The organism is Bacillus sp. ZY-1-1, assembly GCF_003047165.1.
GTDB classification, from domain to species: domain Bacteria; phylum Bacillota; class Bacilli; order Bacillales; family Bacillaceae; genus Bacillus; species Bacillus velezensis.
Genome location: NZ_CP027061.1, coordinates 2,536,915 through 2,551,163 on the forward strand (window position 1 = coordinate 2,536,915; position 14,249 = coordinate 2,551,163).

Genomic DNA, 14,249 nt, shown 5'->3' on the forward strand with positions numbered 1-14,249 from the left:
TGCATGGGGCGCCGGTTATTCATACCGTAACGCTTCAATCGGATCTAAGCGTGATGCTTTGTTGGCGGGCAGCATGCCGAAGATGACGCCAATCAGCATACTGAACAGCACGCCGATACAAACCACCTGCCAGGAAACGAGCGACGGCCAGCCTGCGATAAGGGAAACGAGTGTTGCTCCCCCGTAGCCGAGACCGATTCCGATTAAGCCGCCGATTAAAGTAAGCACAACAGATTCAATTAAGAATTGTGTCAGAATCTGTCCTCTCGTGGCACCGAGCGATTTGCGGATGCCGATTTCTCTTGTCCGTTCCGTCACTGATACGAGCATAATATTCATGACCCCGATCCCGCCGACAACGAGTGAAATACCGGCGATCGAACCGATGATCGTCGTCATAACGGTCGTGACCTGACTGATTCCCGCCGCGATTTCTTCCATATTCATGACTTGATAGGCCTCTTTTGTACCGTGATTGTCATTTAAGAGACGGGCCGCTTCTTTTCCTGTTGTTTTGATTTGATCAGCGGACTCCGTCTGAACGGAAACGTTGCTGTAGTCGTTAGTACCGAAAGACGTTTTCAGCATGTTGAACGGCACATACATTTCACTGAGTCCTAACGATAAAAAGCCGCTCTCTTCTTTCAGTACGCCGATTACTTCTACGGGCTGTCCGCCGGCCCAGACGATTTTCCCGAGCGGAGACGTTTTCCCGAACAGCTTTTCAGCCATTTTTTTCGAGATGATTCCCGCTCTTTTCCCGGAAAGAAAATCATTGTCCGTAAACGTCCGTCCATCTTGAACGTCCAGCTTTTTTACGTCCAAGTAGCCGCTGTTAATGCCGTTCAGCGTAATATCCGTGTCTTCTTCATGGTAACGGGCCGTCATGGATTTTACCGCGGAAGCGACAACCTGCTTTACGCCGTCCACTCCTTTTAATCCATTAATATCTTCTTCTGTAAAACTCGCTTGCTGTAAGGCGTTCGGATTGGCTGTTAATTCTTCATCACTGGGCATGTAAAACAATTCAATCGTATTGCCCGGCCCGCTGATGGATTGCTTCAGCATTTGCTCTCCGCCCTGGCCGACAGCCACAACAACGATTACTGAACCGACGCCGATAATGATTCCGAGCATTGTCAGAATCGATCTCAGCTTGTGAGCTCTTACGGAACTGAGGGCCATCCGGAGATTTTCTGACAGGCTCATTCCCCCACTCTCCTCTGCTCAGAATCGCGGGAAACGATCATGCCGTCACGGACGAAAATCACTCTGTTTGTACAGTCCGCCACTTCAGGCTCATGAGTGACAAGCACCACGGTCACGCCCTCTGCATTAAGCTCTGTGAACTGCTCCATAATGGAAATGCTTGTTTTCGTATCCAGCGCGCCGGTCGGTTCATCAGCTAAAATGAGCTTCGGTTCGTTCACGATGGCTCTTGCAATCGCGACACGCTGCTTCTGGCCGCCGGACAGCTCATTCGGCATGTGACGCATCCGATCCGCCAAACCGACTTTTTCCAGCGCGTGCTCAGCCCGTTCCTCACGCTCTTTTTTGCCGATACCGGCGTAGATCATGGGGAGTTCGACATTTTTTCTTGCATTCAATCGCGGCAGCAGCTGAAACTGCTGAAAGACAAAACCGATTGATTTGTTCCGGACCGCCGCAAGCTCTTTTTCGGTGCATGAAGAAACATCTTCGCCCGCAAGACTGTAATTGCCGGACGTCGGTCTGTCCAGACAGCCGATGATATTCATGATCGTAGATTTTCCCGATCCTGAGGGTCCCATAATTGACACATATTCTCCTTCTTCAATCGTCAGGTCGATTGAACGGAGAACATCAAACGTCTCCTTGCCGATCTGATAGCTTTTTTTCACCTTTGAAAGCTGAATCATCTATGCTTTCACATCCGTTCCGTCAGTCAAACCGTCAGCCGGATTCAGAATGACTTTATCATCCTTTGAAAGCCCCTCTTTTATCTCCGTAAGCTGATTTGCGGTATCGCCGACTTTAACTTTCACGCGTTTGGCCTTCCCGTCTTTTACCGTAAAGACCCAGTGCTCATCTCCGTCTTTTTTGACTGCGGAGGACGGCAGCGTGTCGGCTTTCCGTTTGTCGGTTTCAATGTTCATAATTAATTTAAATCCCGGCTTGCCTTCCGGAAGGTTTCCGATCAGCTTAACCTGAAACGGATACTGGACGGCTTGTTCCGTGCTTTCCCCCGAAGCAGCGCTTGACTTTTGATCCGGAACGAGGCCGACAGCCGCCACTCTCCCTTTCCACGTTTTACCGGGGATGGCGTCTGAGGTGATTGTAACGCTTTGGCCCTTTTTCACTTTCAGCGTGTCGTATTCGGACAAATTGCCGGCAACGACCAGGTGTTCCGGGTCTCCTATATGTATAACCGGTTCTTGAATTTCCGATTTTTTAGAAGCCGCTTCTTGATTTACCGAGATAACCGTCCCGTCCATCTCACTCTTAACATTGAGATTCGACACTTGATTTTCAAGAGACTGCTTTTGCAAATCAGATTGCTTTAATTCGATTTCCGCCGTTTTTTGCTGAAGCTGCAGATCAGTCCGTTCGGATTCAATTTGTTTTTTGGCTTCCGCTTCTCCCACTTGTTTTGCCAGATCTTGTTCCTTGCTGTTTAATGCTCTGAGTTTTTCTTCAACTTGTTCGATTTGCATCCGTTTTGATTGTTCTGTCAACTCATTTTGTTCTTTATCAAGGTTGAGCTGCTCATTTGTATACGTGACTAACGACGACCCTTTTTTTACTTTGTCGCCTTCTTTTACTTTCACTTTATCAAGAGTTCCTTTATCTGCTTCATAAAAAACATACTGTTCTTTAGAGAATTTAAGTGTTCCCGGAACCATAACCGTAGATGAGATTTCTCTGTTTTCCATGGTTCCGGTTTCGATTTTTTTTCCGGCGCTGCCGCCCGCGGGAGCGGCAGACTTATAAATATTGATACCGATGAATACTGCAACAATTACGGCGATGCCGATTCCGATCCAAATTTTTTTCATGTTATACACCTGCTGTCACTGAACTTAACAGTCCTCCGACTGCCGAAACCAAAAGCATAATAACAAACAGGACAATCGCGGAAGTCCAGGCCGCTTTTTTCGAAATACCGCCTGTATAGCGAAGTCCCAAAGCGAGCAGAATATAGCTCCAGATGCTGAAAATATCGATCGCGCTTAAAAAGACCGATACGCCGTCTCCGGCCGGTATGACACTCGCCAAAGATGTGACAGGGTACAGTGAGCCCGCACCGGTAAAATAAATGACAAGTCCGTTAATGACTAAGCCGATGTTAGTAATAAATGCAGTAAAGAGGCCGAGTGAGAGCATTTTTTTATAAGTTGTCACGCCGCCTGAAATTTTGACGCACAGCCAATAAATAAGCGGAACGATAAAGAGACCGATAATGCCTCCGAAAATCCCTCCGAAAATCGAGCCGAATTTCGCAATGGTTTTGGTCATTTCAATCTGATCATCGGTCAATCCGTCAAGAGATGAGCTGTTCAGCAGTTCTTCATAATTCATTCCGAGCCCGCGCAAAATACTCCCCGCCGCAATGAGAATGATGACAATCAGGAGAGGAAGGCCGATGACCGGGTGTTCATTTAGTCTTTTAAACTGTACAACAGGACTTGTAATGACGCCGAAAATTGACGGCTTTTCCGTTACTGCCGTATTGCTTTTTTCGAGATTTGGTTCCATATGGCTGATGCCTCCTATGTATTATTCTGTTTATACGTACGCTTTAGGCTGAGAGAAGTTTCAATTTTTTTGCCGTTTGCGTATTTATGCTAAATTGTAACACAAATTCTCAGCTTTACGTTCCATAATTATGTAAAAAAAACATCGTCAGACCGGTATGACGGGTGGCTCAAAACCTTGTAAAGGCACTGTTATCAGCCTATTCATGCAGTGAAAACCGCCTCAATTGCAAAACCCTTTAAATCCCATTTAAATATTCTCTGAAATTCAGCGCCTATATACAAAAAGAGCCGGATGGCAATGATGCACACCCGGCTCTTTTTTCACCCTCCGCTTACAGGAGGGATAAAGGCAATGGTATCACCTTCTGTTACGATGCTGTTGTCTTTTACATATGTTTCATTGATTGCGATCATGGCATTGTCAATCGTCTGAAGGCCGTACCGTTCCTTTAACAGCGTTTTTACAGCAGACGCCGCCGTCTCTTTTTCGTCAAGTTCAATGACCGATGTTCCCGCCTGCTCCGCAAGCCCGGCAAATAATAATACTTTAATCATCGCGATTCCCCTTTATCCAAATCCGGTTTTCCGTTCGGATAGGGCGTTGTTTCCAGCTGATCGCCTATCCATTCTTCCCCGTCTTCCCAGATTTCTTTTTTCCATATCGGCACAATCTGTTTTATCCGTTCAATTGCATATTCATTCGCCTCATATGCCGCCTTTCTGTGCGGAGAAGACACGGCGATTACGACCGCTGCTTCACCGATATCAAGGACGCCGACACGGTGAGTGATTGCAGCTTCGGCTCCTTCCCATTTCGCGCTGATTTCACTGCCGATTTGAGAAAGCATTTGAACAGCCATCGGTTCATACGCTTCATATTCGAGACGCACCGTCCGCCGTCCTGCAGTCCACTCTCTGACCGTGCCGATAAACGTTGTGATGGCCCCGGCTTCACGCTTTTCAACTTTTTTTACGATATTTTCCGCAATGATAGGTTCCCTTGTAATTTGAAAACGTTCCATTTAAGCAGTTTCCCCTTTCAGCTGCGAAAGCACAAACATAATGGCAGCAGGATCGTCCGAATGGAATACGGGCTTGCCAGCATCTGCCGGCATATGCTCCGTATTTCTGCTGACAACCGCGATCACGCGCTCCAAATGCTTCAGCTTTTGCCAATCTTCGCTGTTTTTGATCATAATGATTTTCGGATGCGGCGCATGTTTAAATCCCTCTATGAGAAGACCGTCAATTCCCAGACATTCATACAGACTGATCAAACCCGCCAGATCCCATTTTTTTCGCGCCGTAAGCTGCAGGACGCCGTCCCCTTCTACTGCCGTAACCGCGGCTCCGGCTTTTGAAAAGCGCTCCGAGTCTTTTCCGTCAGAAAAAGGTTCCGGTTCTCCGCCATGTCCGTGATGTTTTAAACATCCAATATCGCACTCTTTCGGCGCAGCTTTCAGCACACGTTCAATAAACGTTGTTTTACCGCTGTTTTGAAAACCTACGATCTGGACGATCGGGAAAGAATTGACCACGGCCATTCACTTCCATTCTCATCACGGATGAGGAGCGCGTGAACCGTCCGGCCCGCTTCATACCCCCTCGTTCCTCCCGGCAGAAGGATAAACGCGTTTGCTTCGGCAAGAGATGTGACTGAGCTTGATTTGTCGAGACCGACCGGTGACGCCATCATTTTTCCGTCCTTATGATAAACAAATGCCCTCACAAATCTCGTAAACGGATTCGGCTTCGGAAAGTCGTTTGTTAACACGGCTTCCGCCCATCCGGAATGAGGTTTTTCATTCAGAAGCCATGTCTGAATCATCGGTTTGACAAACAGGGTGAATCCGACATAACATGCGGACGGATTGCCTGAAAGGCCGAACAGCAGCATGTCATCGGCCCGGGCGACAGTTGTCACGCTCCCCGGGCGCATTGCCACTTTGTTAAAAAGAACTTCCGCTCCGAGCTTATTATAAATGTCCGGAAGAAAATCAAAATCGCCGACTGACACGCCGCCGGTCGTGATCAGAAAATCAACTTTTTTCATAGCTTCCTTCACCGCAGCATAGCTGTCATCAAAATCATCGGAAATTTTCCCTAAGTTCAGCGGTACCGCACCCGCTTCAATGACCTGGGCATACACCATGGCAGCGTTGCTGTTGCGGATTTTCCCCGGCTCAAGCGGATCGCTGACATGAAGAAGCTCGGTTCCCGTTGCGATAATGCCGACAACCGGCTTTCTGACCACGGGAACGGAAGCATAGCCGAAGGTTGCTAAAAGAGCGGTTACGCCCGGCGTGATTTTCGTCCCTTTTTTTAATAGCGAGCTGCCTTTTTTCGCATCTTCTCCTTGATATGAAATATTATCGCCCGCATGAAAAGGGCGTTTCACTGACATGTAATTCGTGCCGTTTTCAGAAAACGTTTTTGTCAGCTCAAGCATCACTACGGCATCCGCGCCTTTGGGAATCTGCGCCCCCGTCATAATGCGGACCGCTTCATAAGGCCCGAGTTCTTTTTCTGACACGGCGCCGGCTCCGATATGGTCAATGACTTCAAAGGTGACGGCATTGTCACGGGAAGCCCTTTTTGAATCGCTCGCCCTGATGGCAAACCCGTCATACGGAGAACGGTTAAAGGCCGGCACATCATGATCCGCCTTAACATCCTCCGCCAAATAGCGGTGGAGACTGTCCTCCAGCGCCACCCATTCGGTATCCCCCTTTTTTTTATACAGGCTCACCCGGCGGACTGCTTCGTCCACCTGAATCGGCGTTCTTTTTTCAAGCATAGCAATACATCCCCTTCCTACAGTCCGATCACTCTGGCCAGAACTGAATTCGCTTCTTTTATATCGTTTGTACCGTGAATCAGAGCCCGTCCGTCCTGAAAAATAACGATTCTGAAGCGCTCGTACGCCATGTGCAGCAAAAATTCATTTGCTTCCACTTTACCGATCTGCTTCAGACGTTTGACAAGCTCTTCTTTATCCAGCCTCTTTAAGGCTTCCGATCTGATTTGAACGGTGTCTCTTCCGCACAGCACGCTTGCTTTCGGCCTGTTTTCAGGCTGCAGATACGGATATACGGGCTCCGCGCCGCAGGAAGGGCAATGATCCCGTTTGATCTGATCCACATTTATGCTCATATTGGTGTTATTCCACACGTCAAACGTGAAAAAGCGCCGATTTACCGCCGCATGATTTCCTGTCAGCAATTTCAGCGCCTCAGCCTGCTGATAGGCGGAGACGATATGAACCGCCGGAGGTATGATGCCTGCTGTATCACATGTCGCTCCGCCCACGGGCATCTGCTCAAACAGGCAGGATAAACACGGCGTAACCCCCGGAATAATCGTCATGCACATTCCCTGACTGCTGACACAGGCACCGTAAATCCAAGGTGTTTTCGTTTTCAGCGCCAGATCATTGATGACCATTCTCGTTTCAAAATTATCTGTCGCATCCACAATGCAATCCGCTTGTTCGATCAGCGGTTCGAGCGTTTCCGCCGTACCTTCCGCCGCGTAAGCATCGATATGTATATTACTGTTTACCGCTAAAAGACGCGCCTTGGCCGCCATTGCTTTCGGCAGGCGCTGTCTCGCGTCTTCTTCTGTATACAGCTGCTGTCTTTGTAAATTGCTCCATTCCACATAATCCCGGTCAATAATCGCCATACGGCCCGCTCCGGCTCTTGCAAGGCCCTCTGCCGCGGCTGTTCCGAGGGCTCCGGCTCCGACAATCAGGACACTGCTGTCAGCCAGCGCCTGCTGCCCTTTTTCCCCTATCGGCTTAAATCTTGTCTGCCGTGAATAGCGCTCTTCCATCTGTGTTGTCCCCTTGCATTTTTATTTCCATCATACCATGTTTCTTACCGATCAGTCCTGATTTGAAGACTCGACATGCGCCAAAAGTCTGGTGTAATCGTCCCGTGTGTTGATATTAGCGAACTCCTCCGGCCCGGCGCCGATGTCTTCAGCCTGCACATAACAGACAGACAGCCGTTTCAGCGTGTCTGTCATTTTCAGTTTGTTTTGTGTCAGCTGATCAAAAAGCACATCCTGCACCCGTTTATGGTAAACCGCCAAGAGGGGCTGCTCTCTGTTTTCACAAACCGGTATGACAGCGTCCAGATTTCCCGTCAGCTTCATTTCAAGCGCAGCCATCGTTTTTCTTGTCACGAGCGGCGTGTCACAGGATATGACCGTATATGTTTCGCCTTCCGTTTGTTTCATTGCCGTATATATGCCGGCAAGCGGGCCCATTCCCCGAAACCGCGGCTCATCGGCAAAAACATGCCGCTCCCTGTTTGATAAGAACTTTTTTATATGCTCAGGGCGGCTGATAATTACCGTTTCTCCGCCGCCGAAGGCTTTTTTCGCCTGTTCATAAAACATGCCGCCCTTCCACTTTGCAAAAGCTTTCGGTTCTCCGAATCTTCGGGAAGCTCCCCCCGCTAATATTACATTCACCCGTTTCATGTCATCGCTCTCCCATTCTATATAAAAGCATAGCAAACGCCTCAGCCGAAATACAATATTACGGTGCTTGTCTGTTTAATTAAGAGGAATAGCCGTTGTTCCTTTCCCATATTGTAGTGTTAACATCAAGAGGGAGATGGTTCTTATGAAAATATCAGGTCCGTTTTTCCACGACACTTCTCAAGAGAACCTTTACTTGAAATCCGAACTTTCCAGATGCAGAAAAATAATTTCGGAATTTGAAGCAAGCTACTTCCATCAAAAAAACAATAAGCTTCAGGAGGAAAACGCCAATATTAAAGAGCGGCTTCACAAGCTTTCTGACGAATTGGAAGCCATGGCTCAAAAACACAAACAGACAAGTGACACGGAACGTTCTTTGCATGAAATCAGGGCCGGGCTGCTCGATAAAATCGTCATTCTGCAAGAACTGCTTCAGCAGGAAACGTTTCGGCGGAAAAATGAGATGGAAGAAAAACATCGTCTGCATCTTACAAATGTAAAATTTGAAGAAGAAAATAAAAACTTACATACCCGCATCCGCTCACTTGAGACCGCCGTTCAAACCGAACGGACTTCTCACGAAGATATGAAACAGCGTTATCATGCCGCTGCAGACGAAAATACCCGGCTCCAAACACAAATGATAGAAAAAGAATACCAGCTCAAACATATTAAAATAGAAATTAATCATATGAGAGATCGAATACTAGAAACAAAAGAACGGCTTGTAGAAATAGAAAAAACGAAAGAAAAGTTATTTCAAGAAACCATTCTTTCATATAAACGGCAGCTTGACGAAAGTGATGCTTGGATTGCCGGCCATTTTGCTGATATTGACAGCCGCACGGCGGAACCGGCGGAACAAACTCTGGAAATCCCTTCCGTTTCCAAAGAGACTGTTCAGGCAGAAGACTTGCTTACAGCCGTTACCGAACAAGTCATCTCCCTTCAAAAACAATTTGTAGAATCAGAGTCCCGCGATCAGTCGTTTGATGAAAAACTGGATGCGTTGAAAGAACGAGCTGACGGCGAAAAGCCTTTCCAAAAATATGTTGTCAAGCTTGAAAAAAAGCCTGGAAAAGATGCGTCACTTCCGCAGAATAAACGGGAAAACGCAAAAAAACTGCTTGAGTAACGCAAGCAGTTTTTACTGTTTTATTCAGCAGCCGTATCATTTGCCGTTTCTGCTGTTTCCTGAGAAATTTCTCCCTCAAGAATATATTGGCCGCGGTATGGTTTTTTCACTTCCGGATACATTTTAATTAAGCTTTGCATAAATGTTGTCATATTAGGAATTTCAAGGCCGCTTTCCTTTTCAATTTCCTTTTGCAGTTCGGAACTTTTGATCGCTGCATTGTGGCGTTTCAATGTTTTAATCGCTGCTTCGCGCAGTTTTGCCGCTTTTGATCCCGGTCTCGCCGTCCCTCTTCTTCTTCTTGTAGAACCGTCTGGAATGCCGGCGGGAAGAGACGTAATAGACTGCATCTGCGGCTGGGAGGATTGCGGCTGTGTCTGCGGCTTTTGATAGCTTCTCATTTCCTGTGCTGCAAGCTCTGCAAGCACCGGGAGAGAGTCACTTTTTTTCTCCGGACGAAACTCTTTTTTTGTATCGGACAGGCTGCCCGTATTGTCTAATTCTCTCAGTTTTGCATATATTTTATCACGTTCTATTTGATATTCACGAATGACTTTTACCTCTGCTTCGTTCAATTGTTCTAAACGTAAGCGCAGCGCTTCTCTTTCATTAAACATGTGTAAAACCCCCTGTCAAAAATTTAAACGCTTTTATTAAGATATTAGATTACAAAAGTAATTTTATCAACTATTATTTTATCATTTTACTATTTTATTTACTCTATGAAAAATTGCTTATTTTCTGAAAATGGTACTTTATATACAAAAATCCCTTATCATATAGGGGATTCTGGACAAAGTTCCAATTTATTGAACCATTTCAAAATATAACTTGAAATTACTTGTTTAATGAAAATTAGCGTGATATCTACAATTTTCGACTATAATATGTAAAAGTTAATGATATGGATAAAACAAGCGGTACAGCGTGTTTACGGCTGTTTCTCTTATTTTTTAAGCCATACATGCCATATTGGAATTTTTTATCCAATAGTCACAAAAAAACCCTGTTACCTAACGGCAAAGGGTTTGCAGAACCGAGACAATAGTCCGGCGGAGATTGTCCCGATTACTCAGAAGCCTGCTCCGTTTCTGAAAGTACCCGGCTGATGCGTTTTTCAAGCATTTTCATCCCGCTCTCTCCCGCTTGAAAATGGCGGAGCTGTCCGCTTTTATCAAAAACGTAATAAGCCGGCACATATTCATTTTCAAATGCGGCAGTCAGCGTATGATCGCTGTCGACGTAAATCGGCTGAGAGATATCGTGTTCAGCCGCTGTTTTCTTGATTTTCTCAAGATCAAGATCGTCTTCGGAACGGGGCATGTGGACGGCCACCACATTCAGCTGATCTTTATATTTATCACGAAACCCGTTCACCTCAGGCATCGCTTCTTTACACATGCGGCAGCTGGCGGACCAGAAGTGAATCAGTGCCGGCTTTCCGCCGACCAGCTGTTCCTTCGTAACTTCTCTGTTAATCCATGCTTTAGCGCCTGTTAATTCAGGCATTTGCTGATGTAATTTCATCTTATTTCCCTCCTTATGAAAAAAGTTTTTTGCCGGGGCTTTCAGTCCGCCGGGCAACGTTCTCCTGTTTTCCCTCCAAAGGAAATGATTTGGCTGAATCACCATGTTAAAATGAGTGTGGCGATTCCTTAGTTCATATCTTCACAAAAATGAAGATATTGAAACCGGGCAATATGAACAAATCATAAATGTAATAACTGGTTTCTATGAGAAGGTTTATCTTATTTAAAAAACGGGTATATCTCTTTTAGCTTTTTCCTCAATAGACTTGAAAGGAAGACATCACTATGATTGATTTAAAACACTTTGATTGGGCCGGGCTTCTCACATCTGCCGGGATTTTCATCATAAAGCTGGCTCTCATTATTTTAGCGTATTTTATTTTCCGGACGGCAGGAAAAAAGCTGATCAAGCATCTGTTTCAGAAATTCGAGCAACAAAACAACCTCTCCACAGGCCGCGCTTATACTTTGCGAAGCCTCGCGCTTAATGTGTATGGATACATCCTGATTTTCGTTTTTATCGTAATGATTTTGGATTTATTTCACTACAATCCGAGCGCTCTCATTGCCGGCGCCGGCGTGGTCGGTCTCGCCGTCGGCTTCGGGGCTCAGGGGCTTGTCAGTGACATCGTCACCGGATTTTTTATCCTTTTGGAAAAACAGATCGACGTCGGTGATTATATTACGGTTGCCGGCTACAGCGGCATTGTCGAGCAGGTCGGTCTCCGTACGACGCAAATCCGGAGCTTTGACGGCACGCTTCACTATCTTCCCAACCGGGGCATCACGAATGTGAGCAACCATTCCCGCGGAACGATGCAGGCGCTTGTCGATATTAAAGTGCCGCTTGAAAAAAATCTTGATGAAACCATTCAAATCCTGCAAACCGCATGTGACAAAGCAGCCGCTGAGCTCCCGCAGATTAAGGAAGGGCCGGACGTCATCGGGGTTCAGGATTTAAGCACGTCAGAAATGGTGATCAGAATCATTGCCAAAACAGAAAATATGGAGCAATGGCGGGTTGAACGCGTACTGCGGAGAGAAATGAAAATCGCGCTCGACCGTTTTAAAAACGCCGCTTCCGCCGAATAGAAAAACCGAAGCGTAAGCTTCGGTTTTTTCTTTTTAATGAAATTTTTTTTCCACTTCGCTGCAGATTTCGTCGGCGGTCATTCCGGAAGCCGTAATGACGGGAGCCTGAGTTGACGTATCGGCAATGCCTTGGACATTGCTGTCAAGTCCGGTTACGACACAGCAGTCACAATTCTTCGCATCCTCAGGAGTCTTCATCATCACTACGTCATATCCTTTTTGTTTTAACGCCTGTTCTACATCCGATAAAGATTGTTCAATTCCAATTTTTTTCGTCATATTGAACACCTCCGTTATGTAGAATGCTCAATTTTTGTTAGATTATTCTTCTTTTCGGATTTAATTGGCATACTTCGAAAAATATCCGACCATGACATTTACCGCGGTTTCCATCGCATCTTCATCCGGGTTCAGCTTGGCGTGATGAAGCCCGTGGGATGAATCGGCCCCCAGCCAGAACATAAAGCCGGGATATTTTTTCAGCATATATCCGAAATCTTCTCCGGTCATCGCTTCTTTCGCCGTTTTCACGTCAGCAAGCTGATGATCGCTGACAAATTGCATAAATTCTTCGGTCAGGCCGCTTGTATTATAAACTTGATGATAAACGGACGGATACGTGACTTTTCCTTTGCATCGGAAGCCGATTTCAATTCCTTTGACAAGCTCTTCAATCCGCTTTTTCACCATACGCATTGATTCCTCGGAAAGCGTCCGGATGGTTCCCTCCAGATGAGCATGCTCTGCGATGATATTTTGCGCCGTGCCCCCGGTAATCGTTCCGACAGTTATCACAGCGCTGTCAAGCGGATCCGTATTTCTGGATATGACCGTTTGCAGCTGCGTGACAAGCGTGCTTGCGGCAACGACCATGTCGTCTGCTGTATGCGGATATGCCGCATGTCCGCCTTTCCCCTCAAGATCGATGACGAGCTCGCTCGTATTGGCAAACAGCAATCCGCTTTTGGTGGAAATGGTGCCGACCGGCAGCTCTGGTGCTATATGTAGGGCGGTGATTAAATCCGGCGTCCATTTTTTCAGCACATCGCTTTCAAGCATCGGTGCCGCCCCGCCCGGTCCTTCTTCAGCCGGCTGGAATAAAAAGAGCAGATCATGTTTGACGGGGTGATGGACAAAATGATCAATAATGCCGAGCGCGATGGTCATGTGCATATCGTGTCCGCATGCGTGCATAAAACCGGGGTGCTCAGATGCAAACGGAAGCCCCGTCTGCTCTTCAATCGACAGAGCGTCTATATCCGCTCTGTAGGCGAGCATTTTTTTTTCCGGAGCCGTGCCGTTGATTTTGACAAAGATGCCGGTTCTCCAAGTTTCGATTTCAATTCTTTCTTCCGGATATTGGTTTAAAAGATTCAGCAGGTACTGCTGGGTTTTATATTCCTGAAAGCCGATCTCCGGAATGCGGTGCAGATCTCTTCGGATGGCAATGAGCCGCTCTTTTTCCATATGTATTCCTCCTTGAGATAAGAATAAGGCGTGGATTTTATCATCCACGCCCATTCTATCAAACCATTCCTTACAGCTGGCGTAATTCCTGTTTGATTTCTGTTTTGCCTTTTGTTTTTTCATCGATATCTTTGATTTTTTTCGCTGGTGTTCCCGCTACAACGGTATATGGCTCGACGTCATTTACAACAATGGCTCCGGCGGCGACAACTGCGCCTTTACCGATTGTTACGCCTTCAAGCACAACCGCATTTGCGCCGATCACAACGTCGTCTTCTACGACAACAGGCTTAGCGCTAGGCGGCTCAATAACGCCCGCTAATACAGAACCCGCTCCGATGTGGCAGTTTTTGCCGACAGTCGCGCGTCCTCCGAGAACAACGTTCATATCAATCATCGTACCTTCGCCGATGACTGCACCGATATTAATAGATGCACCCATCATGATAACGGCATTGTCGCCGATTTCGACTTGGTCGCGGATAATAGCGCCTGGCTCGATTCTCGCTTTCACATCTTTTAAATCAAGCATCGGGATCGCAGAGTTGCGGCGGTCATTCTCAATGACGTAATCCTCAATTTTGTCTTTGTTTTCTTCGATTGCGCTTTTAATTTCAGCCCACTCGCCAAAAACGACGCCGGATTGGCCGTTCAGGAATGTTTTAGCGGAATCGCCAAAGCTGATTCCTTCGAGATCGCCTTTTACATACACTTTTACAGGCGTTGATTTTGTACTATTTTGAATAAATGAAATAATTTCATTTGCATCCATCATTTTCATATGTATTGTCCTCCTCT

17 protein-coding genes are annotated in these 14,249 nt (G+C 46.6%); 2 read left to right on the forward strand and 15 right to left on the reverse strand.

Annotated features, from left to right (window positions below; translation table 11 throughout):
• Positions 1 to 15: 15 nt before the first annotated feature.
• From C5I45_RS12395 to C5I45_RS12440, 10 genes are all read right to left on the reverse strand, one after another.
• The gene (locus C5I45_RS12395) at positions 16 to 1,209 is read right to left on the reverse strand and encodes an ABC transporter permease (protein ID WP_107994414.1); all 1,194 of its coding nucleotides are present in this window, start codon (positions 1,207 to 1,209) and stop codon (positions 16 to 18) included.
• Positions 1,206 to 1,898, reverse strand: a complete 693-nt coding sequence (locus C5I45_RS12400; RefSeq protein WP_003154575.1) for an ABC transporter ATP-binding protein — start codon at positions 1,896 to 1,898, stop codon at positions 1,206 to 1,208. The genes C5I45_RS12395 and C5I45_RS12400 overlap by 4 nt, the downstream gene beginning before the upstream one ends.
• The gene (locus tag C5I45_RS12405) at positions 1,899 to 3,035 is read right to left on the reverse strand and encodes an efflux RND transporter periplasmic adaptor subunit (protein WP_003154576.1); all 1,137 of its coding nucleotides are present in this window, start codon (positions 3,033 to 3,035) and stop codon (positions 1,899 to 1,901) included. It abuts the gene before it with no gap.
• A 1-nt stretch (position 3,036) separates the two neighbouring features.
• Positions 3,037 to 3,735, reverse strand: a complete 699-nt coding sequence (locus C5I45_RS12410; RefSeq protein ID WP_003154577.1) for a YknW family membrane protein — start codon at positions 3,733 to 3,735, stop codon at positions 3,037 to 3,039.
• A gap of 323 nt (positions 3,736 to 4,058) precedes the next feature.
• On the reverse strand, positions 4,059 to 4,292 hold the full coding sequence (gene moaD, locus C5I45_RS12415; protein WP_003154578.1) for a molybdopterin converting factor subunit 1: 234 nt from the start codon (positions 4,290 to 4,292) through the stop codon (positions 4,059 to 4,061).
• On the reverse strand, positions 4,289 to 4,759 hold the full coding sequence (locus C5I45_RS12420) for a molybdenum cofactor biosynthesis protein MoaE (protein ID WP_003154579.1): 471 nt from the start codon (positions 4,757 to 4,759) through the stop codon (positions 4,289 to 4,291). The genes moaD and C5I45_RS12420 overlap by 4 nt, the downstream gene beginning before the upstream one ends.
• Positions 4,760 to 5,281, reverse strand: a complete 522-nt coding sequence (gene mobB / locus C5I45_RS12425) for a molybdopterin-guanine dinucleotide biosynthesis protein B (RefSeq protein ID WP_003154581.1) — start codon at positions 5,279 to 5,281, stop codon at positions 4,760 to 4,762.
• Positions 5,242 to 6,534, reverse strand: coding sequence for a molybdopterin molybdotransferase MoeA (locus tag C5I45_RS12430; RefSeq protein ID WP_025851480.1), 1,293 nt, complete (start codon positions 6,532 to 6,534; stop codon positions 5,242 to 5,244). The genes mobB and C5I45_RS12430 overlap by 40 nt, the downstream gene beginning before the upstream one ends.
• Before the next feature lie 17 nt (positions 6,535 to 6,551).
• On the reverse strand, positions 6,552 to 7,571 hold the full coding sequence (locus C5I45_RS12435) for a molybdopterin-synthase adenylyltransferase MoeB (protein WP_003154586.1): 1,020 nt from the start codon (positions 7,569 to 7,571) through the stop codon (positions 6,552 to 6,554).
• A gap of 51 nt (positions 7,572 to 7,622) precedes the next feature.
• Entirely contained in the window at positions 7,623 to 8,225 is a 603-nt protein-coding gene (locus C5I45_RS12440; protein WP_003154587.1) for a molybdenum cofactor guanylyltransferase, read from the reverse strand.
• Between the two features lie 145 nt (positions 8,226 to 8,370).
• Here C5I45_RS12440 and C5I45_RS12445 point away from each other — a divergent pair, with 145 nt between their 5' ends.
• Complete coding sequence (locus C5I45_RS12445; protein ID WP_003154589.1) at positions 8,371 to 9,363, forward strand: coiled-coil domain-containing protein; 993 nt, start codon at positions 8,371 to 8,373, stop codon at positions 9,361 to 9,363.
• 20 nt (positions 9,364 to 9,383) lie between these two features.
• On the opposite strand, the gene rok is transcribed toward C5I45_RS12445, so the two are convergent.
• Together rok and C5I45_RS12455 are read right to left on the reverse strand one after the other, a co-directional pair.
• Positions 9,384 to 9,980: a transcriptional regulator Rok gene (gene rok, locus C5I45_RS12450; RefSeq protein ID WP_003154591.1), complete on the reverse strand. Its 597-nt coding sequence runs from the start codon at positions 9,978 to 9,980 to the stop codon at positions 9,384 to 9,386.
• Positions 9,981 to 10,431: 451 nt separating this feature from the next.
• Positions 10,432 to 10,890, reverse strand: a complete 459-nt coding sequence (locus C5I45_RS12455; RefSeq protein WP_003154593.1) for a TlpA disulfide reductase family protein — start codon at positions 10,888 to 10,890, stop codon at positions 10,432 to 10,434.
• A 287-nt stretch (positions 10,891 to 11,177) separates the two neighbouring features.
• Between C5I45_RS12455 and C5I45_RS12460 the strand changes: the two genes are divergently transcribed.
• Positions 11,178 to 11,984: a mechanosensitive ion channel family protein gene (locus C5I45_RS12460; RefSeq protein WP_003154595.1), complete on the forward strand. Its 807-nt coding sequence runs from the start codon at positions 11,178 to 11,180 to the stop codon at positions 11,982 to 11,984.
• A gap of 33 nt (positions 11,985 to 12,017) precedes the next feature.
• Here the strand turns inward: C5I45_RS12460 and C5I45_RS12465 are convergent, their stop codons facing one another.
• The 3 genes from C5I45_RS12465 to dapD all read right to left on the reverse strand — a co-directional run bounded on the left by C5I45_RS12465 (position 12,018) and on the right by dapD (position 14,232).
• On the reverse strand, positions 12,018 to 12,263 hold the full coding sequence (locus C5I45_RS12465) for a YkuS family protein (protein WP_003154596.1): 246 nt from the start codon (positions 12,261 to 12,263) through the stop codon (positions 12,018 to 12,020).
• 60 nt (positions 12,264 to 12,323) lie between these two features.
• Positions 12,324 to 13,451 carry an N-acetyldiaminopimelate deacetylase gene (locus C5I45_RS12470; RefSeq protein WP_003154597.1) on the reverse strand — a complete coding sequence of 376 codons (1,128 nt, stop codon included), beginning with the start codon at positions 13,449 to 13,451 and terminating at the stop codon, positions 12,324 to 12,326.
• A 70-nt stretch (positions 13,452 to 13,521) separates the two neighbouring features.
• Entirely contained in the window at positions 13,522 to 14,232 is a 711-nt protein-coding gene (gene dapD / locus C5I45_RS12475; RefSeq protein WP_003154598.1) for a 2,3,4,5-tetrahydropyridine-2,6-dicarboxylate N-acetyltransferase, read from the reverse strand.
• Between the last annotated feature and the right edge of the window lie 17 nt (positions 14,233 to 14,249).

Coding starts and splice junctions, on each gene's coding strand:
- C5I45_RS12460 (WP_003154595.1), top strand. CDS start 11,178: ATGATTGATTTAAAACACTTTGATTGGGCCGGGCTTCTCACATCTGCC.
- C5I45_RS12405 (WP_003154576.1), bottom strand. CDS start 3,035: ATGAAAAAAATTTGGATCGGAATCGGCATCGCCGTAATTGTTGCAGTA.
- C5I45_RS12395 (WP_107994414.1), bottom strand. CDS start 1,209: ATGAGCCTGTCAGAAAATCTCCGGATGGCCCTCAGTTCCGTAAGAGCT.
- C5I45_RS12465 (WP_003154596.1), bottom strand. CDS start 12,263: ATGACGAAAAAAATTGGAATTGAACAATCTTTATCGGATGTAGAACAG.
- C5I45_RS12455 (WP_003154593.1), bottom strand. CDS start 10,890: ATGAAATTACATCAGCAAATGCCTGAATTAACAGGCGCTAAAGCATGG.
- rok (WP_003154591.1), bottom strand. CDS start 9,980: ATGTTTAATGAAAGAGAAGCGCTGCGCTTACGTTTAGAACAATTGAAC.
- dapD (WP_003154598.1), bottom strand. CDS start 14,232: ATGAAAATGATGGATGCAAATGAAATTATTTCATTTATTCAAAATAGT.
- C5I45_RS12445 (WP_003154589.1), top strand. CDS start 8,371: ATGAAAATATCAGGTCCGTTTTTCCACGACACTTCTCAAGAGAACCTT.
- C5I45_RS12420 (WP_003154579.1), bottom strand. CDS start 4,759: ATGGAACGTTTTCAAATTACAAGGGAACCTATCATTGCGGAAAATATC.
- mobB (WP_003154581.1), bottom strand. CDS start 5,281: ATGGCCGTGGTCAATTCTTTCCCGATCGTCCAGATCGTAGGTTTTCAA.
- C5I45_RS12400 (WP_003154575.1), bottom strand. CDS start 1,898: ATGATTCAGCTTTCAAAGGTGAAAAAAAGCTATCAGATCGGCAAGGAG.
- C5I45_RS12410 (WP_003154577.1), bottom strand. CDS start 3,735: ATGGAACCAAATCTCGAAAAAAGCAATACGGCAGTAACGGAAAAGCCG.
- C5I45_RS12430 (WP_025851480.1), bottom strand. CDS start 6,534: ATGCTTGAAAAAAGAACGCCGATTCAGGTGGACGAAGCAGTCCGCCGG.
- C5I45_RS12435 (WP_003154586.1), bottom strand. CDS start 7,571: ATGGAAGAGCGCTATTCACGGCAGACAAGATTTAAGCCGATAGGGGAA.
- moaD (WP_003154578.1), bottom strand. CDS start 4,292: ATGATTAAAGTATTATTATTTGCCGGGCTTGCGGAGCAGGCGGGAACA.
- C5I45_RS12440 (WP_003154587.1), bottom strand. CDS start 8,225: ATGAAACGGGTGAATGTAATATTAGCGGGGGGAGCTTCCCGAAGATTC.
- C5I45_RS12470 (WP_003154597.1), bottom strand. CDS start 13,451: ATGGAAAAAGAGCGGCTCATTGCCATCCGAAGAGATCTGCACCGCATT.